Here is a 24,414-nt window from a genome sequence, read left to right as displayed (position 1 = left end):
AAGACTACGCCTTTCACACGCCGACCGGTAGCCGAACAACCCCAACGAACCGCAATAATACGGACATTTAACACTTGCGCTTGTCCATCGCGAGCCGATAGGGGTAGTAGCGACACATTCGAACACGGCCGGCTTCGGAGGCGCCGCTACACCGCAGAACACAGGCATCGGCAGCCATATGCCGAGAACCATGGAGGACACCATGTCACCCCGGCTCGACGAATCCCGCAGCGATGCGTCGACTGCACGGCCTACCCCGCCCCACCGGATTGACTCCGGAATCGAGGATTTTCCTGAGATTCCGCCGTACGCCGAAGTGGGGCCGCTGGACGCCAGGGCCCTGTCGAAGACCCTCTTCGCGCGTCTGGAGTCCCTCGAAGAGGGCACCCACGAGTACGCGTATGTCCGCAACACGCTCGTCGAGCTCAACCTGGCCCTGGTCAAGTTCGCCGCCTCCCGGTTCCGCTCGCGCAGCGAACCGATGGAGGACATCATCCAGGTCGGCACGATCGGCCTGATCAAGGCGATAGACCGCTTCGAGCTCAGCAGGGGCGTGGAATTCCCCACGTTCGCGATGCCGACGATCATCGGCGAGATCAAGCGTTTCTTCCGTGACACGTCCTGGTCGGTGCGGGTGCCGCGCCGTCTCCAGGAGCTCCGTCTCGACCTCGCCAAGGCCGGCGACGAGCTCGCCCAGCAGCTCGACCGCTCCCCGACCGTGGCGGAGCTCGCCGCGCGCCTCGACCTGACCAAGGAAGAGGTCGTCGAGGGGATGGCGGCGAGCAACGCGTACACCGCGAGCTCGCTCGACGCCCAGCCCGAGGAGGACGACTCCGAGGGCGCGCTGGCCGACCGGATCGGCTACGAGGACCACGACCTCGAAGGCGTCGAGTACATCGAGTCGCTCAAGCCGCTCATAGCCGGGCTGCCCTCGCGCGACCGGCAGATCCTGTCGCTGCGCTTCGTCGCCAACATGACGCAGTCGGAGATCGGCGAAGAGCTGGGCATCTCGCAGATGCACGTGTCGCGGCTGCTGTCGCGCACCCTGGTGAAGCTGCGCAAGGGGCTGACCCTGGAGCAGTGACGCGCCCGCGAGGAGCGTCCGTCCGGCTCACACCGGCCGGGCAGCACCTCGGCGGAAGAGCCGGTCCCGCTCGCCGGGACCGGCTCTTCCGCGTGCGGCACCCGTGCACCGCTCAGTGAGGATCGTGCGGCGCTCGGTGACGGGCAGCCTGCGTACGCCGCCCGGTGAGGCCGTGCGGCGCCCGGTGACGGACCTGCGGACACCGCCCGGTGCGGCCCGTACAGCGCTCAGCGAGGTCCTTCCGGGTCAGACCACCCGCGCGCCGCGCTGCCACACCCCCGAGACCAGGGGGACACCGGGCCGGTAGGCGAGGTGGACGTGGGACGGGGCGTCGAGCAGGGTCAGGTCGGCCCTGGCCCCGGGCACGAGACGGCCGATGTCCGTACGGCGCAGCGCCTGTGCGCCGCCCGCGGTGGCCGCCCAGAGCGCCTCGTCCGGGCTCATCCCCATGTCCCGTACCGCCAGGGCGATGCAGAACGGCATCGAGGACGTGAACGACGAGCCCGGGTTGCAGTCGGTGGAGAGCGCCACCGTCACCCCGGCGTCGAGGAGACGGCGGGCGTCCGGCCAGGCGGCGCGGGTGGAGAACTCGGCGCCTGGCAGCAGCGTGGCGACCGTGTCGCCGTCGGCCAGGGCCGTGACGTCCTCGTCGGTGAGGTGCGTGCAGTGGTCGGCCGATGCGGCGTCCAGCTCGACGGCGAGCTGCACCCCCGGGCCGTGACCGAGCTGGTTGGCGTGGACGCGCGGGTGCAGGCCCCTGGCCCGCCCGGCGGTGAGGATCGCGCGGGCCTGGTCGCCGTCGAAGGCGCCCTTCTCGCAGAACACGTCGATCCAGCGGGCGTGCGGCGCGCAGGCGTCGAGCATGTCGCCCGTGACCAGGGCGACGTACCCGTCCGGGTCGTCGGCGTATTCGGGCGCGACGATGTGGGCGCCCAGGTAGGTGACCTCGTCGGTGTGGCGGGCCGCGATCCGCAGGGCCCGCTCCTCGTCCTGGACGGTCAGGCCGTAGCCGGACTTCGTCTCCAGCGTGGTGGTGCCCTGGCGGAGCGCCTCATGGAGGTACGCCGCGACGTTCGCCGAGAGCTGCTCGTCGGTGGCCGTGCGGGTGGCGGCGACCGTGGTGCGGATCCCGCCCGCCGAGTAACTGCGGCCCGACATGCGCGCGTTGAACTCGGCCGTCCGGTCGCCCGCGAAGACCAGGTGCGAGTGCGAGTCGACGAACCCCGGGATCACCGCCCGGCCGTCCGCGTCGACCGCGTTGTCAGTGGCGGGTGCTTTGCTGGATTCACCGACCCAGGCGATGCGGTCGCCGTCGATGACGAGCGCCGCGTCCTGGATCAGACCGAGCGGGGATCCGTCCCCGAGGGAGGGGTCGTTGGTGACCAGACTGCCGATGTGGGTGAGGGCGGTGGCGGGGTTCGTCATCGCGGTGTGCTCCTACGGATACGGGTTCGGGATCAGGGGCGCAGCGCCGCGATCGACTCGGCCAGCGCGCGGGGGACGTCCGGGACCAGTGCGTGGACCCCGTCGCGTACGACATGGCGTCCGCCCACGACCGTGTGGCGTACGTCGGCCGCGGAGCCGGCGAATACCGCGGTCTCCGCTCCGAGGCGCGGTACGGGTCCCGCTGTCCTGACCGTGTCGAGCGCGATCGTGGTGAGGTCGGCGAGGGCGCCGGTCTCGATGATGCCTCCTTCGGGCCAGCCGAGCGCGTGGTGCCCGCCCGCGGTGGCCGCGCGCAGCAGGGCCGCTGCCGTCCAGTGGCCGCGGGTGCGCGACCGCAGCCGTTCGTTGAGCTCCAGGGCGCGCGCCTCTTCGAGGATGTCGATCACGGCGTGGCTGTCGCTGCCCAGGGAGAGCGGGCTGCCCGCGTGCTGGAGCCGGACGGCGGGGCCGATGCCGTCGGCGAGGTCGCGTTCGGTGGTGGGGCACATACAGGTGCCGGTCGCCGAGGAGCCGAGGAGGGTGATGTCCTCGTCGGTGAGATGGGTGTTGTGGACTCCGGTGGTGCGGGGCCCGAGCACGCCGTGGTCGGCGAGCAGCCGGGTGGGCGTGCAGCCGTGCGCCGCACGGCAGGACTCGTTCTCGGCGGTCTGTTCGGAGAGGTGTACGTGCAGCGGGGCCTGCCGGCTCTCGGCCCATGCGGCCACGGTACCGAGCTGGTCCGCGGGGACCGCGCGCACGGAGTGGACGGCCGCGCCGATCCGGGCGTGGTCGCGGTCCTTGAGCAGGGAGGCCCGCTCGGCCCAGCTCTGCGCCGAGCCGTCGGAGAAGCGCAGCTGGTGCTTCTCGGGCGCCGCGCTGCGGTACTTGTCGATCATCCCGGACGCCAGGTAGGCGGTGTCGAGGAGAGTGATGCGGACTCCCGCGTCGGCGGCGGCGGCGATCAGCGCCTCGCCCATCGCGTTCGGGTCGTCGTAGGGGGTGCCGCCCGGTGTGTGGTGCAGATAGTGGAATTCACCGACCACGGTGATCCCGGCCATCGCCATCTCGGCGTACACGGCGCGGGCGAGCGCGTGGTAGGAGTCCGGGGTCAGCCGGGAGGCCACGCCGTACATCACGTCGCGCCAGGTCCAGAAGGTGCCGGAGCCGACCTGGGCGGTGGACCGCAGGGCGCGGTGGAAGGCGTGGCTGTGGGCGTTCGCCAGACCCGGGACGGTCAGGCCGCGCAGGGCCGTCGCGCCGGGCGGCGGCGCCGGTACCTCCTTGCGGACGGCCGTGATCCGGCCCCGGTCGGTCTCCAGGACGACGCCCGGCTCGACATGGGTGTCGAGCCAGGCGTGCTCCAGCCAGTACGTCACCTGCACGCCAGGCCCTCCAGTACATCGGCGAGTGCGGTCACCCCGGCCAGGCAGTCGTCCTCACCGGCGGTCTCCGCCGGTGAGTGCGAGACACCCGTGGGGTTGCGTACGAACAGCATGGCGGTCGGAACGGACGCGGAGAGGATCCCGGCGTCGTGTCCCGCGCCCGTTCCGAGAACGGGCACGTCGGTGCCGTCGCCGCCGAGGATCTTGCGGAGCTCGTCGCGCAGGGCGTGCTCGAACTCGACGACGGGGGTGAAGGACTCCCGGGTGACGCGGACGTCCACGCCGTCCCGCTCGCCGTGTTCCCTGGCCGCCTGCTCGATACCGGCGATGACCGTGTCCAGCGTCGACTGGTCGGCGGCGCGCGAGTCGAGCCAGCCGCGCACCAGGGAGGGGATCGCGTTGACTCCGTTCGGCTCGACGGCGACCTTGCCGAAGGTGGCCACCGCGCCCGCGAGTTCCGCCTGGCGGCGGGCGGCGATGACCGTCTCGGCATACGTCAGCATCGGGTCGCGGCGGTCCACCAGACGCGTCGTCCCCGCGTGGTTGGCCTCGCCGTGGAAGTCGTACCGCCAGCGGCCGTGCGGCCAGATCGCGGAGGCGATACCGACCGGGTCGCCGCTGAGGTCGAGGGCGCGCCCCTGCTCCACGTGGAGCTCGACGAACGCGCCGATCCGGGCGAGCCGCTGGGGGTCGGGGCCGATGGCCGCGGGGTCGTATCCGGCCTGCTCCATGGCGTCGGGCAGCGTGATGCCGTCGCCGTCGCGGAGCTTGTGTGCCTGGTCGACGGTGAGCTGTCCCGCGGTGAGCCGGGAGCCGACGCAGGCCAGGCCGAAACGGGCGCCCTCCTCGTCGCCGAAGTTGCTGATCGCCAGCGGCCGGGTGAACTCGGCTCCCCTGCGGCGGAGTTCGTCGAGCGCGGCGAAGGAGGAGACCACACCGAGGGGGCCGTCGAAGGCGCCCCCGTCCGGTACGGAGTCCAGATGCGAGCCGGTGACGACGGCGTCGGTGCCCTGCGGGTCGCCCAGCCAGGCCCACTGGTTGCCGTTGCGGTCGAGTTCGTACGTGAGACCGCGGGCCAGCGCCTGGTCCTTGAACCAGGCGCGGCAGTCGGCGTCGGCCGCGGTCCAGGCGTACCGGCGGTACCCGCCCGAGGCGGAGCTGCGGCCGACCGGCAGCAGCTCCGCCCACATCTCGTGGAACGAGGAGGTCACTGAGAACCGTCCTCGCGCATCGGCACCCGGACACCGCGCTCGTCGGCGACCCGCTCGGCGATGTCGTACCCGGCGTCGACGTGGCGGATGACGCCCATGCCCGGGTCGTTGGTGAGTACCCGGCGGATCTTCTCGCCCGCGAGCGGGGTGCCGTCGGCGACCGAGACCTGGCCGGCGTGGATGGAGCGGCCCATACCGACGCCGCCACCGTGGTGGATGGAGACCCAGGAGGCGCCGGAGGCGACATTGACCATGGCGTTGAGCAGCGGCCAGTCCGCGATGGCGTCGGAGCCGTCGAGCATGGCCTCGGTCTCGCGGTACGGAGAGGCGACCGAGCCGCAGTCGAGGTGGTCGCGGCCGATGACCAGCGGGGCGGCGAGGGTGCCGTCGGCGACCATGTCGTTGAACAGGGCACCGGCCTTGTCGCGCTCGCCCTGGCCGAGCCAGCAGATGCGGGCGGGCAGGCCCTGGAAGTGGACGCGCTCACCGGCCATCTTGATCCAGCGGTGCAGCGACTCGTTCTCCGGGAAGAGCTTCAGGAGCGCCTTGTCCGTCTTGTGGATGTCCGCGGCCTCCCCGGAGAGCGCGGCCCAGCGGAACGGGCCCTTGCCCTCACAGAAGAGCGGGCGGATATAGGCGGGAACGAAGCCGGGGAAGTCGAACGCCCTGCTGTAACCGGCGAGTTGGGCCTCACCGCGGATGGAGTTGCCGTAGTCGAAGACCTCGGCCCCGGCGTCCATGAAGCCGACCATCGCCTCGACGTGCTTGGCCATCGACTCGCGGGCGCGCACCGTGAAGTCGGCGGGCTTCTCCGCCGCGTACGCGGCCATGTCGTCGAAGTCGATGCCGAGCGGGAGGTACGCGAGCGGGTCGTGGGCGGAGGTCTGGTCCGTCACGATGTCGATCGGCGCGCCCTCGGCGAGCATCCGGGGCAGCAGCTCGGCGGCGTTGCCGAGGAGGCCGATGGAGAGCGGCTTGCGCGCGTCGCGCGCCTCGGTGGCGAGCTGGAGGGCGTGCTCCAGCGAGTTCGCCCGGACGTCCAGGTAGCGGTGCTCGATGCGGCGCTCGATGGCGCGCGGGTCGACGTCGATACAGATCGCGACGCCGTCGTTCATCGTCACGGCGAGCGGCTGGGCACCGCCCATGCCGCCGAGTCCGGCGGTGAGCGTGATCGTCCCGGCGAGCGTGCCGTTGAAGCGCTTGGCCGCGACGGCGGCGAAGGTCTCGTAGGTGCCCTGGAGGATGCCCTGGGTGCCGATGTAGATCCAGGAGCCGGCCGTCATCTGGCCGTACATGGTCAGCCCGAGCGATTCGAGCCGCCGGAACTCCTCCCAGTTGGCCCAGTCGCCCACCAGGTTGGAGTTGGCGATGAGCACGCGCGGCGCCCACTCGTGGGTCTGCATCACGCCGACCGGGCGGCCGGACTGGACGAGCATCGTCTCGTCCTGCTTGAGCGTGCGCAGCGTGCGCACCATGGCGTCGAAGGAGCGCCAGTCGCGGGCCGCCTTGCCGGTGCCGCCGTAGACGACGAGCTTGTCGGGGTGCTCGGCCACCTCCGGGTCCAGGTTGTTCTGGAGCATGCGCAGGGCGGCCTCCTGCTGCCATCCCAGGGCGCTCAGCTCCGTACCGCGCGGGGCCCGTACCGGCCGGGGTCCTGACATGGTCTGCCTCCTCGATCCCACACTGTTGCATGAACTATTCACATCCTGCCGAGCTGAATAGAGCTAGTCAATACGCGCGGGCATGCCCGCCTCGCCCCGGTCGGTGATTGGCTGGATCTCATGGCTTCTGAAACGGGTTCCGGAACGGCCGCCGACGCGGGTTCCGATACAGGCACCGCCACCCGGCGTGAGCAGGCAGTACGGGCCGCGGTGGCGACCGGTCTCGCCGGTCAGGACAGCCCCGTCGTCGGGCTGCTGGACATCCTGGGGATCCGCGCCGGCGCGGCCGCCCTGCGGGCCGCGTTCGAGGAGGTCACCCCGCCGGGTACGCCCGTTCTGCACGCTTTCGCCGTCAAGGCGGCCCCGCTCGTCCCCGTCCTGCGGCTGCTCGCCGAGGAGGGCATCGGGGCGGAGGTCGCGAGCCCGGGTGAGCTGGCGCTGGCCCGCGCCGCGGGGGTGCGCCCGGCGCACACCGTGCTCGACTCCCCCGCCAAGACCCCCGCCGAGTTGCGCGAGGCGCTCGCCCTCGGGATCGCGGTGAACGCCGACAATCCGCAGGAGCTGGCCCGGCTCGACGCCCTGGTGCGGTCGGCCCCGACCACCTCACCGCTGGGGCTGCGTGTCAATCCGCAGATCGGCGGCGGCTCCATCGGCGCGCTGTCGACGGCCACCGCGACCTCGAAGTTCGGAGTGGCCCTGCGCGACGAGGGCGCCCGCGCGTGGGTCGTCCGGGCCTTCGTGGACCGCCCCTGGCTGAACCGGCTGCACACCCACTCGGGCTCACAGGGCGTACCGCTGGCACTGATGGCCGAAGGCGTACGGGCCGTCCACGAACTGGCCGAGGAGATCAACGCGGCGGCCGGCCGGCAGCAGATCGACACCATCGACATCGGCGGCGGACTGCCGGTCAACTTCTCGTCGGACGGCGAGACACCCACGTACGCCGAGTACGCACGGCTCCTCAAGGCGACCGCGCCCGGCCTGCTCGACGGCCGCTACGGCCTGGTCACCGAATTCGGCCGCTCGCTGCTCGCCAAACACGGCACGATCCTGGCCCGCGTCGAGTACGCGAAGTCAGCCGGCGGACGGGCAATCGCGGTCACGCACGCCGGGGTCCAGGTGGCCACCCGCACGGTGTACGCACCCGCGTCGTGGCCGCTGCGGATCACCGCGTACGACCGGGACGGCCACCCCAGCACGGCCGCCGCCGTCGCCCAGGACGTCGCGGGCCCGGCCTGCTTCGCGGGCGACCTGCTGGCGGAGGACCGGGAGCTGCCGCTGCTCGGCCAGGGGGACTACGTGGCGGTGCTGGACACCGGGGCGTACTACTTCGCGCACCACTACGCGTACAACAGCCTGGCCAGGCCCGCGATTTACGGGTTCACGGCGGAGGCGGCGACCGGGACCGCGCCCGGCGCGGGAGGGGTCCGGTTCGCGACGGTGCGGGACGCGCAGAGCGTGGCGGAGATCGTCGCCGAGTCGGGCGGGGCACACGCGGACGCGCTGCTCTGACGGAGACCGGGCACCCGGGCGGGCGGCCGTGCGGCCGCCCGGACCGACAGAACGCAGACCCTAATCCCGTCGCGCATGTTCCGCTGGAAAATGCCAGAAGTCCCCTCGGGCGGCTGAACGTTGCGTAACTTGGCCGTCACTGCCGCACGGCCGCCCCCGCGGCCACGCGCACCACGCTGGGAGGGGAGTTCCGCGTGCCCGGAATCGACGAGTGTCTGCTGGAAGCCATGCGGCTGCCCGGCTCCCTCGGTGCCGCCGTGGTCGACTGGACCAGCGGGCTCGCGCTCGGCACCATCGGCGCGTCGCCCAACAACGACCACGAGACGACCGCGGCCGAGACCGCGGAGCTGGCCAGGATGGCCGCCGAACACCCCGCGTTCGCCCCGGCCCCGGATACCGGGACGGACGACACGGCCGGGGGCACGGAAGACACGGACGGCACGGACGAGCCGTCCGGCGCCTCAACACCCGCCCGCGGCAAGGGGCTTCCCGTCGAGGACGTCATCGTCACCAACCGCACCGGCTACCACGTCCTGCGGTTCGTGGAGACGACCTTCGACAGCAGTGTCTTCCTGCATCTCTGGCTCGACCGCGACGAGGGCAATCTGGCGCTCGCCCGATTACGGCTGCGGGACCTGGCAGAGCGACTGGTGCTGTGATGACCACCGCCACCAGACCCGCGGGCGTCTCGCCCATGCTCGTCCGCCTCGCGGGCGAACGCGCCACCGGCGCCCTGCTGCGTGACCGCGGCACGCTCTATCTGGTCGACGGCCAGGTGGTGCACGCCGAGAGCCCGGTCGCCCCCGGGATCGACGTCCTGCTGACCACCTCGGGACGGCTGCGCCCCGAAGGGTGGCGGCAGGCACTGGACCAGGCCGGAGCGCACGGCCGCGTCGGCCGGTTCCTGGTCGAGAGCGGCCAGGTCGCGGACGGTGAGCTGGAGATATGCCATCTCGGCGCCCTGCACGACGCGGCGTACTTCGCCCTCGCCCCCAGCAGCGGCCCCACCCGCTTCCGCTACGGCGTCGCCCACTGGATCGGCGCCGTGCACCCGGTGCCGGCCGAAGCGGTGGAGCGGGAGGCCGCCCGCCGCCGGGAACTGCTCGACCGGCTCTGGCCGTACCCGGACATCGACACCGCCCCGGTGGTACGGGCCCGGAGCCGCCCCGACACCCCGGTCACCCCGCGCCAGCGCGCCGTGCTCGACCTGGTGGACGGGGTCCGCACGCCGCCCGGCATCGCCCGGGCGCTGGGCCGCCCCGCCTTCCACACCCTCATCGACGTCCGCAGGCTGGCAGCCGCCGGTGCCGTCGAGACCCCGCGCGCACCCGTACCGCAGGCGTCCGCGGTCCCCGCCCGGTACGCGGACGCGGTCGCCGACGTGTCGCCCGACCCGGATGTCGCCCTGCTCCGCCGGCTGCGAGACGCATTGGAGGCCACGCTGTGATCCGCGCTCTGCGGCAGCGCGCCGAGAGGAGACAACTGATGTCCGCGGAGGCCGAAGTGCTGGACGAGCTGCGGCGGTTGAGAGCCCGGGTGCCCCTGATCAGCGGGGCGCTCGCGGCCAGCGCCGACGGTCTGGTGCTGGCACAGGACACCACGTCGGCCGAGGGCGAGTCCGTCGCCGCGCTCACCGCCGCGGCCCTCGGCGTCGCGCAGCGGCTGACCGAGACGACGGGCCAGGGCGCCTTCCGTGAGCTGCTGGTCCGCGGCGAGCACGGCTATGTGGCGACGTACGCGGCAGGCCCGTCCGCCGTGCTCACCCTGCTCGCCCATCCGCGTATCAACGTGGGCCGGCTCCACCTGGAGGCCCGCCGGTCGAGCACCCGGATCGGCGAGCTGGTCGACGGCGCCCTCGACCGGCCGGAGACCCCACGCCCGGAGAGGCCACGCCCGGAGAGCCCACGCGCGGAGAGCCCATGACCAACACCCCTTCGCGGGGCGCCCACTCCCGGACCGCGCGCGCCCGTACCCGTACCCGTACGACACCGGAACCGACCGGTTCCGACACCGGCAACTCCAGCACCACCAGCTCCGACACCCACCGGAAGAAAGGAAGTGCGCCTCCCATGGCGAACACCGAAACCGCACTCAAGGACGCGATGAGCACGATCGAGGGCACCATCGGCGTGGCCCTCGTCGACTACACCAGCGGCATGGCCCTCGGCACGCTCGGCGGCGGCAAGGACCTCGATCTGGCCGTGGCCGCGGCCGGGAACACGGATGTCGTGCGCGCCAAGGTGCGGACCATGGAGCACCTCGGTCTCACGGACGAGATCGAGGACATCCTGATCACCCTGGGCGAGCAGTACCACCTGATCCGGCTGCTCAAGGGGCGTGGGAACAACGGCCTGTTCCTCTATCTGGCGCTGGACAAGTCCCGCGCGAACCTCGCGATGGCCCGTCATCAGCTGAAGAAGATCGAGGCCGAGCTGGAGGTGTGAACCGGCCGTGCCCGGCCCCGTCAGCGACGCCGTGCCCCGCCGGGTGCGGCGTCGCCCGCGAGGACACCCGTCCAGCAGTAGCCCTTGACCGGTTTCCCTGCCGGGCCCCGCGCGATCCAGTCGGTACGGACCCAGAAGAGCAGGTCGTCCGCGTGCTCGCGGCGGCCGAGCCGTACCGACTTGAGCCACAGCCCGGCACCCGCCCCGGCGAGCATCAGCCCGCCCGCGGCCGGCAGGGCGAACGACGAGCCGAGCGCGGCGGCGAAGGCCGCGACCAGCCACCAGCGGTGGGCGCGCCGCCAGTTCCGTACCGTCACGGCCCGGTCCTGGAGGAAGTCGGACCGGCCCGCCCGCGAGGGCGACTTCGACAGGTGGACGAACCTGCGCCCGCGCACCAGGGTCACCAGCGCGCAGCTGATCAGAGCGAGCGCGGCCCCGGCCAGGAGACCGATCCTGCGCCCGGTCAGTCCGGGCAGAAACGCCCCGGCGTCCGCGGCCACCAGCCCGAGCCACCACAGCGGCGCGGCGCCCGCCCGCACCAGGACAGCGACCCGCGCCACGGTCCGCGGCCGCCCCTTCCCGGACGACCGCTCCGGCCCCGCCTGCTGCTTCTGCGCGTGCTTCCGCGTCCGCGCATCCGTCCTCGTGTCCGTATCCGTCTGCGTCCGCGCTCTGCCGCGCCCCACGTCCGTACTCCCTCCGCACCGCCTGCTTTGGATCGAGCGGAGATTAGCGACGGTTTCTGAGGACGCCGTGAGAAGCCACCGGGCGCCACGGTCCGCCCGGCCCGCCCGCGACTACTCCATGAACAGCCCCCGTGCCGCCGCCCGCGCGTCGAACTCCTCCAGGCGCGACTGCGCCTCAGGCAGTTCGTCGCACATCGCCTCCAGCAGCACCCGCCCCAGCAGCATCGGCCCGCACACCGTGTCGAAGGCCAGGCCGGTGCCGACAGCGGCGGGGATCAGGATGTCGCTGTGCCGGGCGACCGGGGCGAAGGCCGAGTCGGCGACCGTCACCACGGTCAGCCCGGCCGACTGCGCGTACGCGAGTGCCTCGACCACCTCACGCGGGTGGCGGGGCAGAGCGAAGCAGAGCAGCACCGTGGCCCCCGCCCGTACCGAGGCGTCGATGCGGTCGGCCAGCATCGTGCCGCCCTCGTCGAGCAGCCGGACATCCCGGTGGACCTTGGCGGCGAAGTACGCGAACCCCCTGGCCTGCGAGGAAGCGGCGCGCAGCCCCAGTACCGGCAGAGCCGGAGACTGTGCGAGCAGCCGGCCCGCGCGCTCCACCAGCGAGGGGTCGGCCAGCGCCTCGGCGAGCCGGCGCAGATTCTCCATCTCGGCCTGGACGGCCTGCTGGTACTCGTTGAGGCTGTCGTCGTCCACCTCGCGTCCGGCCGGGGCGACCTCCCGCAGGTGCCGGCGCAGCGCCGGGTAGCCGTCGAAGCCGAGCGCCACCGCGAACCGGGTGACGGACGGCTGGCTGACCCCGGCCAGTTCGGCCAGTTCGACGGAGGAGAGGAAGGGCGCCTCGGAGGCCTGCCGCACCATGCAGTGCGCGATGCGCCGCTGGGTCGGTGTCAGCCGGTGCCCTTCGAAGAGCTGTTGCAGCCGTGCGGCCGGGCTGTCGCTCATGCCGTCATCCCCCTCAAGTTCCACATCCACATCAGAGTTCATTGAACGCCGTCTCCGGGATCCGCCCGCCCCGGGGAGCCACCCGCCGCCTGGGAGAGCCACTCGTCCGGGGAGCCGCCCGCTTCGCAGAGCCGCTCGTCCCGGATCCCGCCGACCACGCCCTCAGAGGCCATTGAACCGGTCGAGCAGCGCGGCCGCCGTCTCCACGTCGTCCGTGAGCGGCCGGTCCGCGAGGTCCGGGTCGAGCGCCTCGTCCGCCAGGGCGAAGGCGCGGCCGACCGGCAGGCCGGGGTCTATCCGCAGCTCGCGCTGGCGCAACGCCCGTATGACGGCGACCAGTTCGCAGCCCACGACATAGCGGTACGCGCGTCCGGCCCGCAGTGCCTGCCGGGCCGCGAGCGACGCGAAGCTGGCCTGCTCCTCGACGCCGCGGGAGAGGACGGCGTGCCCGAGCGAGGCCGGCGCGGACAGCGCGCTCAGCTCACCGAAGGCCGCCCCGGCCGCGTACTCCAGGATCATCACGCCCGACGACGCCGCCTCACCGTCCGCGAGGAAGGGCCTGAGCCGGGTGAACCCGGGCTCGTTCAGCGCGGAGAGCCGGGAGGTGGAGAGCCGGGCGGTCTGGGTGAGGGCCAGCCGGAAGTGGTCGAGCGCCAGGACCAGCTGGGCCATGTAGAAGCCGCCGTGGTGGTAGGCGGCCATGTCCGAGGCGCGGATCAGCGGGTTCTCGGCCGCCGCGTTGATCTCGACGGCGATGGTGCGCTCCAGCAGGTCGGCCGCGTCCTGCACGGGCCCGTGGACCTGCGGGACACAGCGGAAGCCGTACGGGTCCTGGATGCGGCCCAGCGGTGGAGTGGGCCGCTCGGGGGCGCCGAGCAGCCGTCGGCTGCGGGCGGCCACGGCGTACGAGCCGGGGTGCGGGCGGGCCGCGTGCACCGGTTCCGCGTACGCCTCGAACGAGCCGTCCACGGCGAGCAGCGACAGCGCGGCCACCACCTGGGTCGCGTCGACCAGTGCGCGCAGCTCGTCGAGTGCGAGCGCCGCCTGGCCGAGGGTGAGGGCGTTGCTGCTGATCAGCGCGAGGGCGTCGTTGTTGTCGAGGCGCAGCGCGGCGGGCGGCGGGCCGCCCTGCCAGGGATGTTCACCGGCCAGCGCGAGGCCCATCTGGGCCAGGGCGGCGATGTCACCGGTACCGACGGAGCCGAACTCGTTGACGACGGGGTGGGCACCGGATTCCAGGGCCTCGCAGAGCGCGGTGACGACGGTGGGCCGCAGTCCGGCCCCGCCGGCGAGCAGCTGGTTGGCGCGTACTGCGAGCATGGCCCTGACCTCGTGGCCCGGCAGCGGGTCCCCGATGGCCCCGGCGTGCGAGCGGAGCAGCCGCAGTCCGTGGTCGGCGGCTGCGCCGGACGGCACGGACTCGTTACGGTTGGCGCCGACACCGGTGGAGCGGCCGTACACGCGACCCGATGCGGCGAGCTCACGCGCCGCGTCCCACGACTGTTCGGCACGCTTCATCGCCTCGGTTCCGGGTACGGGCCTGGCCGTACCACGCGCGAGCCGGACCACATCGGCGACCGGAAGGGACTCACCGTCGAGGACCACGATGCCGGTCTGGGTGCTGGTGCCGGCCCGGGTGCCGGTGCCGGTCCGGGTGTCCACCGTGCGGTACGGCATCATGCGCGAACGCCTCCTTTTCCGACATTCGGTCGTGCCTGATGGACCTACGTCACCAGTGTTTTACCGCAGTCCATTGACAAATTATTCAGACACCGAGAACTCTGCATGACCATATGCAGCCGGGCAAGGGATGACCGATGATCAAATTCGACGCCGTGCACAAACGCTTCCCGAACGGCACCACAGCGGTCCACGACCTCACCCTGGACATGCCGGAGGGGCAGATCACGGTCCTCGTCGGATCCTCCGGATGTGGCAAGACCACCACCCTGCGCATGATCAACCGCATGGTCGACCCGTCGTCGGGGACCATCCGCCTCGCGGGCAAGGACATCCTCGAAGCGGACGCCGCCGAGCTGCGGCGCGGCATCGGGTACGTCATCCAGCAGTCCGGGCTCTTCCCGCACCGGACGATCCTGGACAACGTGGCCACCGTCCCGCTGCTCCTCGGCTGGGGCCGCAAGAAGGCCCGCGCCCGCGCCGCCGAGCTGCTCGAAACGGTCGGGCTGACCGCCGACACCGGCAAGCGCTATCCGCACCAGCTCTCCGGCGGCCAGCAGCAGCGCGTCGGCGTGGCCCGCGCGCTCGCGGCCGACCCGCCGGTACTGCTGATGGACGAGCCGTTCGGCGCGGTGGACCCGGTGGTCCGCACCCAGCTCCAGGACGAGCTGCTGCGGCTGCAGAAGGACCTGAACAAGACCATCGTCTTCGTCACCCACGACATAGACGAGGCCGTCCGGCTCGGCGACCGCATCGCGGTCTTCCGTACCGGCGGCCATCTCGTCCAGTGCGCCGAGCCCGCCGAGCTGCTCGCCCGGCCCGCCGACGACTTCGTCGCGGACTTCCTGGGCGCCGAACGCGGGCTGAAGCTGCTGTCGCTCTCCACGCTCGCGGGGATACCCCGGACGCCCGCCCCGGTCGTCCGCGCCGGTGAAAAGATATCCGCGGTGAAGCGAACCGGCCGCTGGCGGCTGGTGGTGTCGGCCGACGACAAGCCGCTCGGCTGGCTCGACACGGACGCCGCCCCGTCGGCCGGTACGGCGGGCGACGCCCCGCTGCTGCCCGTCCGGGCGCTGCGCGACACCGACTCACTGCTCTCCGCGCTCAACGAGTCCGTCGCGTCCCCGGCCGGCCTGGTGGCCCGGGTGGACGCCGACGGCTCACTGACCGGCGTCACCTCCCGCGACGCCATCCACGACCGGGCGGGCGAGGCCCACACGAGCGCGGGAGCCGTCGGCTCCCCCGCGAAGTCCGGTACCGCCGCATGACCATCGACTGGGGCTGGTTCCCCGACCACACCGGTGAGATGGCTCACCTCACCGCGGACCATCTCTCCACCGCGGTGCCCGCCGTCCTCCTCGGCCTGCTGATCGCGCTCCCGCTGGCAGTCCTCGCCCACCGGGTACGGGCGCTGCGCGGCTTCGTACTCGGCCTCTCCAACATCCTCTACACGATCCCGTCGCTGGCCTTCTTCGTCCTGCTGCTGCCCATCACCGGACTCACCCGGACGACGGCGATCACCGGCCTGACCGCGTACACCCTGGTGGTGCTCGTACGGAACACCGTCGAGGGCCTGGACGCCGTGCCCGCCAAGGTGCGCGAGGCGTCCACCGCCATGGGCACCCGGCCGCTGCGCACCCTGCTCACCGTGGAACTGCCGCTCGCGCTGCCGGTGATCATGGCCGGTATCCGGGTCTCCACCGTGATGTCCATCTCGCTGGTGAGCGTCGCCAGCTACATCGGATACGGCGGCCTCGGCCAGCTCTTCACCGACGGCTTCCAGCGCAACTACCCCACCCCGGTCGTCGCCGGTGTGATCCTGACCCTGCTGCTCGCCCTGGTGGCCGACGCGCTGCTCGTCACCGTCCAGTGGCTGTGCACGCCCTGGACCAGGCAGCGCCATTCCATGAAGAGGGGCGCCTGACCCATGCTGGAACTCCTCAAGAACCTCGCGTCCTGGCTGACCAGCTCCGCCCAGTGGTCCGGCCGGGAAGGCATCGCGCACCGGCTGGTCGAGCACCTGCAGTACTCGCTGCTCGCCACCGTCATCGCGGCCGTCATCGCGCTCCCCATCGGCATGCTGATCGGCCACACCGGGCGCGGCGCGTTCATCGCGGTCAACCTGGCGTCCTTCGGCCGCGCGCTGCCCACCGTCGGCCTGGTGACCCTGGTCTTCCTCGCGGGCGGGCTCTCCATCTGGCCGGTGTACATCTCGCTGGTGGCCCTCGCCGTGCCGGTGATCATCACCAATACGTACGCGGGCATGGCCGCCGTCGACCCGGAGGTCAAGGACGCGGCGAAGGGCGTGGGGCTCCGCGGCCACCAGGTCCTCTGGCAGGTCGAACTCCCGCTCGCGCTGCCCCTGATCATGACCGGCATCCGGCTGGCGACCGTGCAGGTCGTGGCCACCGCCACCATCGCCGCCTATGTCAGCTTCGGCGGGCTGGGCCGGTACGTGTTCGACGGGCTCGCCCAGCGCGACCTGGTGCAGGTACTCGGCGGCGCGGTGCTCGTCGCCGTCCTGGCCGTCCTCGCCGACCTCGTCCTGGGCGGGGTGCAGCGGCTGCTGCTGCGCGGCCGACCCGACACCGCCCGCTGACTTCCTGGAGACCCGAGATGAACCGACGTACCGCACTCACCGCCCTGCTGGCCGGCGCTTCGGCGCCCGTGCTCGCCGCCTGCTCGTCCGGCATCACGTCCCTCGACGGGGACAGCTCCGGCGGCGACGCCGGAAGCAGCTCCGGCGGGCTGGTCATCGGCACCGCCAACTTCACCGAGAACCAGATACTCGGCTACCTCTACGCGGGGGCGCTCAAGGCCGCGGGCATCAAGTCCACGGTCAAGCCCAACCTGGGCTCCCGCGAGATCATCGTCCCCGCGCTGAAGGGGGGCGACATCGATCTGCTCCCGGAGTACCAGGGCAGTCTGCTGCTCTATCTGAACAAGAAGGCCACCGAGACGGAGGCGGGCGCGATGCAGAACGCGCTGGCCGCCGTGCTGCCCGCGAGCCTCGAAGTCCTGCCGTACGCGGCGGCCGAGGACCGCGACAGTTTCGCGGTGACCCGCGAGACGGCCGACAAATACGGCCTCAAGTCCCTCGCCGACCTGAAGAAGGTCAACGGCAAGCTCGTGTTCGGCGCGGCGGCCGAGATGCAGAAGCGGGTCGTGGGGGTCGTCGGGCTCAAGGACCAGTACGGCGTGGAGTTCAAGGAGTTCAAGGCGCTGGACTCGTCGGGCCCGCTGGTCAAGGGCGCGCTGAAGAAGGGCGATGTGGACGTCGCCAACGTCTTCACCACGGACGTGGATGTCGCGGCGAACCACTGGGTCGTCCTGGAGGACCCGAAGCACCTGGTGCCCGCGCAGCACATCGTCCCGCTGATCGCCGCCCGCAAGGCGGACGGCAAGGTCCGCAAGGCGCTGGCCCTGCTGGGCAACGCGCTGACGACGGAGGAGCTGACGAAGCTGAACCGCCTGGTCGACAAGGACAAGAAGGACCCGGACAGGGTCGCGGACGCGTGGCTGAAGCAGCACAAGGTGCTGGCGTAGCGAGGCTGTTGCCCCGGGGCGCCGGCCGGCGCCCCGGGGCGGATCAAGCCCGTCCGGTGCTTGAGGACACCTCGGCCCGGCCGGCGCCCGATGCCGACTTCAAGCCCGTCCGGTGCTTGCTGACCGGGGGCCCGGGGGTAGCGCCCCCGCGGCGGACCCGCGCTCCACCAGCCGCGGCGCACAGAGAATCCGCTTGCGCCGCACCCGCCGCCCCTCGATCGCCGCCACCGCCAGCCGCGCCGCCTCCGCCGCGATCTCCGCGAGGCCCCAGTCGAGGGTCGTCAGCGCGGGCGTCAGGACCCGGGAGACCGGGTGGTCGTCGAAGCCGACCACCGACAGGTCCCGGCCGATGGCCAGGTCCGCCTCGGCGGCCGCCGCGTACACGCCGTACGCGATCGAGTCCGAGAAGCAGAAGACCGCGGTGGAACGGCCGCCCACCACCCCGCGTGCGACCCCGGTCGCCTCACCCAACTCCTGTGCGCACGGCACCACTTCGACGTCGAGGCCGAGCCGGTCCGCGGCCTCGCGCACATAGACGTCGGCCGGGCGGTCGGGGGTGCTGGGCCCGGTCGGGGTCAGCACCGTCACCCGGCGGTGCCCGAGCCGCGCCAGATACGCGAGCACCGCGTCGATCCCGGCGCGATTGTCGAAGAGCACCTCCCCGGCGGTCCTGGCCTGCTGGAGCGAGTCACCGATGGAGACCACCGGCACCGCGTCGGCGATCTTCGCCCAGCCCTCGGCCGAGGGGTCGACGGGCGAGACGAGCAGACCGTCCACCCGCTGGTCGCGGAGCTGCTTGGCGAGGACCAGCTCCCGTGCGGGATCGCCGCCCGCGTCGAGGATCAGCGCATAGCGGTCCCCCGCCAGGAGTTCGCGACCTATGGCCGCCATCAACTGCTGCTGCCAGAGGTCCTGGAGGTCACCCGCGAGGACCCCGACCATGCTCGTACGGCCGCTGGCGAGGGCGCGGGCGATGGGGTCGGCCTCGTATCCCAGCTCGGCGGCGGCCTTGCGGACCCGCTCCTCGGTCTCCTTGGACACCTGCTTGCCGCGCAGGGCGTACGAGACGGCGGCAGTGGAGAGGCCGGTGGCCTCTGCCACCTCGCGGAGGGTGGTGCGCTTGCTCGGCCTGGCCATGAGGGAAAGCCTACCGGCCGCCACCGAAAGCCCGCCGTGCCGAACGGCGGACCCGCGACCGGCTCTCCCCCTTCCGGCCGGGCGCCCGGCCCGGCACCTCAGCCCGACTCCTCGCCTCGACACCTCGCCCTGACGCCTTCACCTCGGCACCTCGCCTTGACACCTCGCCTTGACACCTCGCTCGGTTAACCGCTTCACTTAAGCGCGTCAGTGAATCGCTTAACTCAAAGGTGAACCTTGCTCGTAGACGTCCACCAGCACCTCTGGCCACCGGCCTTCACCGAGTTGCTGCGCGCCCGCACCACCGCCCCGTATCTCGACGGCTGGACGCTCCACCTGCAAGGAGAGCCGCCGTACGCGGTCGACCCGGCCGACCACGACGTCGCGGCCCGCACCGAACTGGCCCACACCGACGGTCTCGGCCTGGCGCTCGTCTCGCTCTCCAGCCCGCTCGGCATCGAGTACCTGCCGCCCGCCGAAGCGGCCCCGCTGCTGGCGGCGTTCCACGACGGCGCACTGGACCTCCCCGCACCCTTCGGCGTCTGGGCGTCGGCGGGACTCGTCGCGCCGGACCCCGAAGCGCTCGCCCGCACCCTGGAGCAGGGGTGCGTGGGGCTCCAACTGCCCGCCACCGCACTGCTGGACGAGGCGGGGTGGGCGCACTGCGCCCCACTGCTCGACACACTCGCCCGCGCCGGCAAGCCGCTCTTCGTCCATCCGGGCGCGGCGCCGCCCAGTGGCGACGGCGCCCCGCCCTGGTGGCCCGCACTGGTGCCGTACGTCCAGCAGCTGCACGCCACCTGGTTCGCCTTCCGCGCGTTCGGCCGGCCGCGCCACCCCCGGCTGCGGGTCTGCTTCGCCGCCCTCGCGGGCCTCGCCCCGCTGCACGGCGAGCGGCTCGCGGCCCGGGGCGGCGGCCGGGGCACGGTCGACTTCGACGTCTTCTACGAGACCTCCTCGTACGGCACCCGGGCGGTGGACGCCCTGGTCCGGGCGGTCGGCATCGACGTCGTCGTGTCCGGCAGCGACCGCCCGTACGCCCTGCCCGCCATCCCCGACCTCGGCGCGGAAGCGGCCGCCCACGCGCTCCGCACCGCCAACCCCGCCCGCCTCCTGAAAGGAGCAACCCCGTGACGTACGACGCCACGCTGCCCGACCGCACTCTCGACAAGCGTGAACTCCGTTCACTGGTCGACGATCTGGCCACCCGTCCGGAGCTGTGGCGCTCCGAGGTCGCCTTCTCGGACACCGACCGGCACTACGCCTCGCTGCACCGTGACGAGTACGTCGACATCTGGCTGCTCTGCTGGACCCGGCAGAACGACACCGGCTGGCACGACCACGACATCTCGTCGGGCGCGGTCCGGGTGGTCCAGGGCGTACTGACCGAGTCGAACCCGCGCATCGGCGGCAAGCACCTCGCGACGGCCGTCGGCGCCGACACCTCCTTCTGCTTCGGTCCGGACCACATCCACCGCCTGACCGGGGCGACGGACGACGCGGTCTCGATCCACGCGTACTCGCCGCCGCTCTGGCGGCTCGGCCAGTACGACATCAGCGACGATGGCCTGATGCGCCGGATTTCCGTCTCATATGCGGACGAACTTCGCCCAATGGACAGCCCGGCGGCCTGAAGAAGCAGCAAATTGACCTGCACCTATTGACCTTCCATTCATCACGACACACTCTGCATAGATCGATACATTGCCGGACGGCGCACGCATCGGCCGGCGAGGGCAGCGCAGTGGTGAGAGGGAGGCAGTCCGGTGGCAGGCCTGGTGGAACAGCGGTCGATCGATGTCGTCCCCGACGAGGAGCGCCACGGCAGCGCCTTCTCGCAGTTCACCCTCTGGGTGGGCGCGAACCTCCACATCACCGCGGTCGTGACGGGCGCGCTCGCCGTGGTCTTCGGCGGCGGCGCGCTCTGGTCGATCGTCGGGCTGCTGCTCGGCAATCTGCTGGGCGGGGCGGTGATGGCCCTCCACTCGGCGCAGGGCCCGCGGCTCGGGCTGCCGCAGATGATCTCGTCCCGTGCGCAGTTCGGCGTCAAGGGCGCGGTGGTCCCGCTGGCCCTGGTGATCCTGATGTACGTCGGGTTCTTCGCCAGTGGCACCGTCCTGGCGGGCCAGGCGGTGGGCAAGCTGACCCACCTCGGCGACAGCACCGGGATCGTCATCTTCGCCGTGATCACCGCGGCGGTGGCCGTCATCGGCTACCGGGTGATCCACACGCTCGGCCGGGTGGCGAGCGTCATCTGCGCCATCGCCTTCATCTACCTCGGGATCCGGCTGCTCGACCGCATCGACCTGGGCACGGTCCTGCACGACCACAGCTTCTCCTTCCCGCTGTTCCTGCTCGCGGTCTCGCTCTCGGCCTCCTGGCAGCTGGCGTTCGGCCCGTACGTGGCGGACTACTCGCGCTATCTGCCCCGTACGACCAGCGGCCGCGCCACGTTCTGGTGGACGCTCGGCGGCACGGCGCTCGGCTCGCAGTGGTCGATGACCTTCGGCGTCCTGGTGGCGGCCACGGCGGGCGACGCCTTCCTGAACAGCCAGGTCGGCTACGTGGTCGGCCTCGGCGGCACGGGCCTGATGGCCTCGGTCCTCTACTTCGTCATCGCCCTGGGCAAGCTCACGATCAACGTGCTCAACACCTACGGCGGATTCATGTCGATGGTGACGAGCATCAGCGGTTTCCGCGGCCAGAAGACCCTCTCCCCGCGCGGCCGTACGCTCTACATCCTGGTCATCATGGTGGCCGGCACGGTGGTGGCCCTCGCGGGCAAGGACAGCTTCCTCGACTCCTTCAAGGACTTCCTGCTCTTCCTGCTGGCCTTCTTCACCCCGTGGTCGGCGATCAACCTGGTGGACTACTACCTGATCTCCCGCGAGCGCTACGACATCCCGGCCCTCTCCGACCCGAAGGGCCGTTACGGCGCCTGGCGCTGGGACGCCCTGCTGGTCTACGGGATCGGCCTGGTGGCCCAGTTCCCCTTCCTGGCCACGTCCTTCTACACCGGACCGCTGGTCGGCCACCTGGGCGGCGCGGACATCTCCTGGATCGTGGGGCTCGTGGTCCCGGCGGCGCTGTACTGGGTCCTGGCGCGGCGGAACACCTCGCACATCCCGGCGGCCACCATCCTGGCCCCGGCTCCCGAGCCCGTACCGGAGCAGGTGCCGTCCCCCTGAGGTGCCGGGGAGGCCGGCGAGGCCGGGGCGGGTGGAAGTACCCCACCGGATTGGGGGGATAGCCCCACTGCTCACCACGTCCCGGATTCGTACCGTGAGACCCATGGAAGCCAGCGACCCGGAGTTGAAGAAGGAACTCGACGCCGCCCTGCATGCCCGCAGGGACCTGGGCGAGGATTACGAATCGGCCCTGGTCGAATCGTTCCTGGAGAAGGTCGAGCAGCGGCTCGACGGCACAGTGGACCGGCGGATGCGCCGGCAGATGGCCGAACAGCAGATGGCCGTCGCCCGGAACAGCAGCCGCCCGCAGCAGCCCGAAGGCGGGTTCGGCGAACGGTTCGGGTTCGGGATCGTGACGATGATCCTCGCCGTTCCGCTGTCGGCGATCGGGGTGGTCAACGCGGGGCTGGCCGGCCTCATCGTGACGTGGGTGGGGATCGTGGGCGTCAACGTGGTCCACGCCGCGCGCGACGGCGGCCTCTTCCGGCACCTGCGCTCACGGTCGAAGTCCTCGTCCGAACCGGGCTGGGAGGACTGAGGCGGGGGCCCGCCACACACGGGTGATCGCGAGGACCGCCGCACCCCCGGCGGGCCGGGGGGCGGGACGACGGCGGTCCCCGCGAGGGACGCGGGTCCGGGTCAGGGCCGGGGTGCCGCGTCCATGGCGTCCTGGAGGCCGGGAGCCGCTCCGGAGGTCCGTGACGCCGTTCGTGGTGCCGGCGGGTCTCCCTTCCGGCATCCACCAATCTGCCGCAGCCGTGTTAAGCCGGTGCTGCGCGGGCGTGTCACCCGTGTACCACTTGGGCGAAGCCCGGGGGCGACCACAGGACCGGCCGCCCCAGGCCCGACTCCCCGACTCTTCCCGGCCGCCCGGCCGCAGGCCCCGCCGTCACGTCCCGGCACGGGGCGTCACTCGGACGGGACGCCGAAGTAGTGCCCCTCGTCCAGGTCGGCCACGAGCCCGGGGCCGACCGGCTGCCAGCCCAGCAGTTCGCGGGTCAGGGCGCTGGAGACCGGGACGTCGGCCGCCAGGGCGGTTCCCGGCCAGCCGAAGTGCCCGCCCGCGTCCCCGGGTGCGACGGAGGCCACCGGGAGACCGAGATGCCGGCCGATCTCCTCGGCGATGACGCGGACCGGCACACCCTCCTCGTCGGTCGCGTGCAGCACGGACCCGGCCGGAGCCTTCTCCAGCGCCAGGCGGAACAGCCGCGCGGCGTCGAGCCGGTGCACCGTCGGCCACTGGTTGGCCCCGTCGCCGACGTATCCGGAGACGCCCTTCTCCCGCGCGGTGGCGATCAGCACCGGTACGAAGCCGTGGTCCCCCTCCCCGTGCACCGTGGGGGCGAGCCGCACGACGGACGAACGGACACCGCGCGAGGCGAAGGAGAGCGCCGCTTCCGCGGCGGCGGCGCGGAGCGACCCCGATTCCGGCATGTCCTTCTCCGTCGCCAACCGCCCCGGAGCCAGCCCGAGCGTGCCGGAGGCGATGACGAACGGCCGCCCGGTCCCGTCGAGCGCGGAGCCGAGCGTCTCGACGGCGCGCAGGTCGACACGGGCCGCGTTCTCGAACCGCGAGAAGTCATGGATGAACGCGAGGTGGATGACCCCGTCCGAGGCGTCGGCCCCGGCGCGCAGGCTGTCGAGGTCCTCCAGGTCTCCGCGGTGCACCTCGGCCCCGGCGGCGGTCAGGGCGGCAGCCGAGGCGTCCGACCGGGCGAGCCCGACGACCTGATGCCCGGCGCCGATGAGTTCGGGGACGACGGCCGAGCCGATGAAGCCGGACGCGCCGGTGACGAAAACACGCATGGGAAAACCTCCGGATGATCGACGTCCCGGGTTCAGGGCCGCAACCGGGACTAGCGATGTCAGTGACTGTCATCGACCTTAACACCTGACGTCAGTCACTGCCATCACGTAGAATCCGCGGCATGAGTCGATGGGAGCCGAACGGGCGCGGCCGGCTGGCGCAGGCCGCACTGGAGCTCTACGTCGAGCGGGGATACGAACAGACCACGGTGGCGGAGATCGCCAAGCGGGCCGGGCTCACGGAGCGCACGTTCTTCCGGCACTTCGCCGACAAGCGCGAGGTGCTGTTCGGAGGCGCGGGCGAACTGCAGGACTTCCTCGTGGGCCATCTGACCGACGCCCCCGCTTCGGCCACACCGATCGACGCGATCGCCGCAGCACTCGAACCGCTGGGCGCCCATTTCCATGAGCGCCGTGAGTACGCCCGGCTGCGCCAGAGCGTCGTCGCCGCGAACGCGGAGCTTCGGGAGCGCGAGCTGATCAAGTTCGCCTCACTCGCCTCCGCGCTGGCCGAGGCGCTGCGGGAGCGCGGTGCCGGGGAGCCGGCCGCGAGCCTGGCCGCCGAGGCGGGGGTCGCCGTCTTCCGGATCGCTTTCGAGAGCTGGATCAACGGAAGCGGTGAGCGAGACCTGTCGCAGATCATCAGGGAGTCACTCGCCGAACTCAAGGCCTTGGTCGCGGGCGCCTGACCCCCGGATCATGCC

24 protein-coding genes are annotated in these 24,414 nt (G+C 72.0%); 15 read left to right on the top strand and 9 right to left on the bottom strand.

Annotated features, from left to right (window positions below; translation table 11 throughout):
• Positions 1–202: 202 nt before the first annotated feature.
• Complete coding sequence (locus OG285_RS21950; RefSeq protein ID WP_371793584.1) at positions 203–1,084, top strand: RNA polymerase sigma factor SigF; 882 nt, start codon at positions 203–205, stop codon at positions 1,082–1,084.
• Positions 1,085–1,330: 246 nt separating this feature from the next.
• Here OG285_RS21950 and hutI read toward each other — a convergent pair whose 3' ends face one another.
• From hutI to hutU, 4 genes are read right to left on the bottom strand one after another with little or no spacing between them, the layout of a single operon-like run.
• Positions 1,331–2,509: an imidazolonepropionase gene (gene hutI, locus OG285_RS21945; RefSeq protein ID WP_356834739.1), complete on the bottom strand. Its 1,179-nt coding sequence runs from the start codon at positions 2,507–2,509 to the stop codon at positions 1,331–1,333.
• A 32-nt stretch (positions 2,510–2,541) separates the two neighbouring features.
• Positions 2,542–3,891: a formimidoylglutamate deiminase gene (locus OG285_RS21940; protein ID WP_356834741.1), complete on the bottom strand. Its 1,350-nt coding sequence runs from the start codon at positions 3,889–3,891 to the stop codon at positions 2,542–2,544.
• Positions 3,882–5,081: an allantoate amidohydrolase gene (locus OG285_RS21935; RefSeq protein ID WP_356834844.1), complete on the bottom strand. Its 1,200-nt coding sequence runs from the start codon at positions 5,079–5,081 to the stop codon at positions 3,882–3,884. The genes OG285_RS21940 and OG285_RS21935 overlap by 10 nt, the downstream gene beginning before the upstream one ends.
• A gap of 17 nt (positions 5,082–5,098) precedes the next feature.
• Positions 5,099–6,763, bottom strand: coding sequence for a urocanate hydratase (gene hutU / locus OG285_RS21930; protein ID WP_356834744.1), 1,665 nt, complete (start codon positions 6,761–6,763; stop codon positions 5,099–5,101).
• 120 nt (positions 6,764–6,883) lie between these two features.
• Here hutU and OG285_RS21925 point away from each other — a divergent pair, with 120 nt between their 5' ends.
• The 5 genes from OG285_RS21925 to OG285_RS21905 all read left to right on the top strand — a co-directional run bounded on the left by OG285_RS21925 (position 6,884) and on the right by OG285_RS21905 (position 10,719).
• Positions 6,884–8,275, top strand: a complete 1,392-nt coding sequence (locus OG285_RS21925; protein WP_371791970.1) for a diaminopimelate decarboxylase — start codon at positions 6,884–6,886, stop codon at positions 8,273–8,275.
• 194 nt (positions 8,276–8,469) lie between these two features.
• Positions 8,470–8,934 (top strand): hypothetical protein, encoded by a 465-nt coding sequence (locus tag OG285_RS21920; protein WP_356834748.1) that lies wholly within the window; start codon positions 8,470–8,472, stop codon positions 8,932–8,934.
• Positions 8,934–9,722 carry a transcriptional regulator gene (locus OG285_RS21915; RefSeq protein WP_356834750.1) on the top strand — a complete coding sequence of 263 codons (789 nt, stop codon included), beginning with the start codon at positions 8,934–8,936 and terminating at the stop codon, positions 9,720–9,722. The genes OG285_RS21920 and OG285_RS21915 overlap by 1 nt, the downstream gene beginning before the upstream one ends.
• Before the next feature lie 38 nt (positions 9,723–9,760).
• Entirely contained in the window at positions 9,761–10,198 is a 438-nt protein-coding gene (locus OG285_RS21910; protein WP_371791969.1) for a roadblock/LC7 domain-containing protein, read from the top strand.
• A gap of 146 nt (positions 10,199–10,344) precedes the next feature.
• The gene (locus OG285_RS21905; protein WP_356834846.1) at positions 10,345–10,719 is read left to right on the top strand and encodes a hypothetical protein; all 375 of its coding nucleotides are present in this window, start codon (positions 10,345–10,347) and stop codon (positions 10,717–10,719) included.
• Positions 10,720–10,739: 20 nt separating this feature from the next.
• On the opposite strand, the gene OG285_RS21900 is transcribed toward OG285_RS21905, so the two are convergent.
• The 3 genes from OG285_RS21900 to OG285_RS21890 form a co-directional block, all read right to left on the bottom strand.
• Positions 10,740–11,279, bottom strand: coding sequence for a hypothetical protein (locus OG285_RS21900; protein ID WP_371793583.1), 540 nt, complete (start codon positions 11,277–11,279; stop codon positions 10,740–10,742).
• Between the two features lie 237 nt (positions 11,280–11,516).
• Positions 11,517–12,353 carry a MurR/RpiR family transcriptional regulator gene (locus OG285_RS21895; RefSeq protein ID WP_356834756.1) on the bottom strand — a complete coding sequence of 279 codons (837 nt, stop codon included), beginning with the start codon at positions 12,351–12,353 and terminating at the stop codon, positions 11,517–11,519.
• 162 nt (positions 12,354–12,515) lie between these two features.
• Complete coding sequence (locus OG285_RS21890) at positions 12,516–14,030, bottom strand: aromatic amino acid ammonia-lyase (RefSeq protein ID WP_371793582.1); 1,515 nt, start codon at positions 14,028–14,030, stop codon at positions 12,516–12,518.
• Positions 14,031–14,170: 140 nt separating this feature from the next.
• On the opposite strand from OG285_RS21890, the gene OG285_RS21885 reads away from it, so the two are divergent.
• The 4 genes from OG285_RS21885 to OG285_RS21870 are packed head-to-tail and all read left to right on the top strand — an operon-like array spanning position 14,171 to position 17,579.
• Positions 14,171–15,301: an ABC transporter ATP-binding protein gene (locus OG285_RS21885; protein ID WP_356834761.1), complete on the top strand. Its 1,131-nt coding sequence runs from the start codon at positions 14,171–14,173 to the stop codon at positions 15,299–15,301.
• Entirely contained in the window at positions 15,298–15,957 is a 660-nt protein-coding gene (locus tag OG285_RS21880) for an ABC transporter permease (protein WP_356834763.1), read from the top strand. The genes OG285_RS21885 and OG285_RS21880 overlap by 4 nt, the downstream gene beginning before the upstream one ends.
• Positions 15,958–15,960: 3 nt before the next feature.
• Complete coding sequence (locus OG285_RS21875) at positions 15,961–16,632, top strand: ABC transporter permease (protein WP_356834765.1); 672 nt, start codon at positions 15,961–15,963, stop codon at positions 16,630–16,632.
• Between the two features lie 17 nt (positions 16,633–16,649).
• A complete protein-coding gene (locus OG285_RS21870; protein WP_371791968.1) occupies positions 16,650–17,579 on the top strand; it encodes an ABC transporter substrate-binding protein in 930 nt (309 codons plus the stop codon).
• Positions 17,580–17,678: 99 nt separating this feature from the next.
• Here OG285_RS21870 and OG285_RS21865 read toward each other — a convergent pair whose 3' ends face one another.
• Positions 17,679–18,716, bottom strand: a complete 1,038-nt coding sequence (locus OG285_RS21865) for a LacI family DNA-binding transcriptional regulator (protein ID WP_371791967.1) — start codon at positions 18,714–18,716, stop codon at positions 17,679–17,681.
• Between the two features lie 237 nt (positions 18,717–18,953).
• Between OG285_RS21865 and OG285_RS21860 the strand changes: the two genes are divergently transcribed.
• From OG285_RS21860 to OG285_RS21845, 4 genes are all read left to right on the top strand, one after another.
• The gene (locus OG285_RS21860) at positions 18,954–19,850 is read left to right on the top strand and encodes an amidohydrolase (protein ID WP_371791966.1); all 897 of its coding nucleotides are present in this window, start codon (positions 18,954–18,956) and stop codon (positions 19,848–19,850) included.
• Positions 19,847–20,350, top strand: coding sequence for a cysteine dioxygenase family protein (locus OG285_RS21855; RefSeq protein ID WP_356834773.1), 504 nt, complete (start codon positions 19,847–19,849; stop codon positions 20,348–20,350). The genes OG285_RS21860 and OG285_RS21855 overlap by 4 nt, the downstream gene beginning before the upstream one ends.
• A 132-nt stretch (positions 20,351–20,482) precedes the next feature.
• Entirely contained in the window at positions 20,483–21,904 is a 1,422-nt protein-coding gene (locus OG285_RS21850) for a cytosine permease (protein ID WP_371791965.1), read from the top strand.
• A gap of 103 nt (positions 21,905–22,007) precedes the next feature.
• Positions 22,008–22,442 (top strand): hypothetical protein, encoded by a 435-nt coding sequence (locus OG285_RS21845; protein WP_356834777.1) that lies wholly within the window; start codon positions 22,008–22,010, stop codon positions 22,440–22,442.
• A gap of 371 nt (positions 22,443–22,813) precedes the next feature.
• Here the strand turns inward: OG285_RS21845 and OG285_RS21840 are convergent, their stop codons facing one another.
• Complete coding sequence (locus OG285_RS21840) at positions 22,814–23,710, bottom strand: SDR family oxidoreductase (RefSeq protein WP_356834779.1); 897 nt, start codon at positions 23,708–23,710, stop codon at positions 22,814–22,816.
• 122 nt (positions 23,711–23,832) lie between these two features.
• On the opposite strand from OG285_RS21840, the gene OG285_RS21835 reads away from it, so the two are divergent.
• A complete protein-coding gene (locus tag OG285_RS21835) occupies positions 23,833–24,399 on the top strand; it encodes a TetR/AcrR family transcriptional regulator (RefSeq protein WP_371791964.1) in 567 nt (188 codons plus the stop codon).
• Positions 24,400–24,414 lie beyond the last annotated feature (15 nt).

The sequence above is a fragment of the Streptomyces sp. NBC_01471 genome, from assembly GCF_041438865.1.
GTDB lineage: Bacteria > Actinomycetota > Actinomycetes > Streptomycetales > Streptomycetaceae > Streptomyces.
Note: the sequence above shows the minus strand (reverse complement) of the source record. Positions and strands in the feature narration are given on the sequence as shown.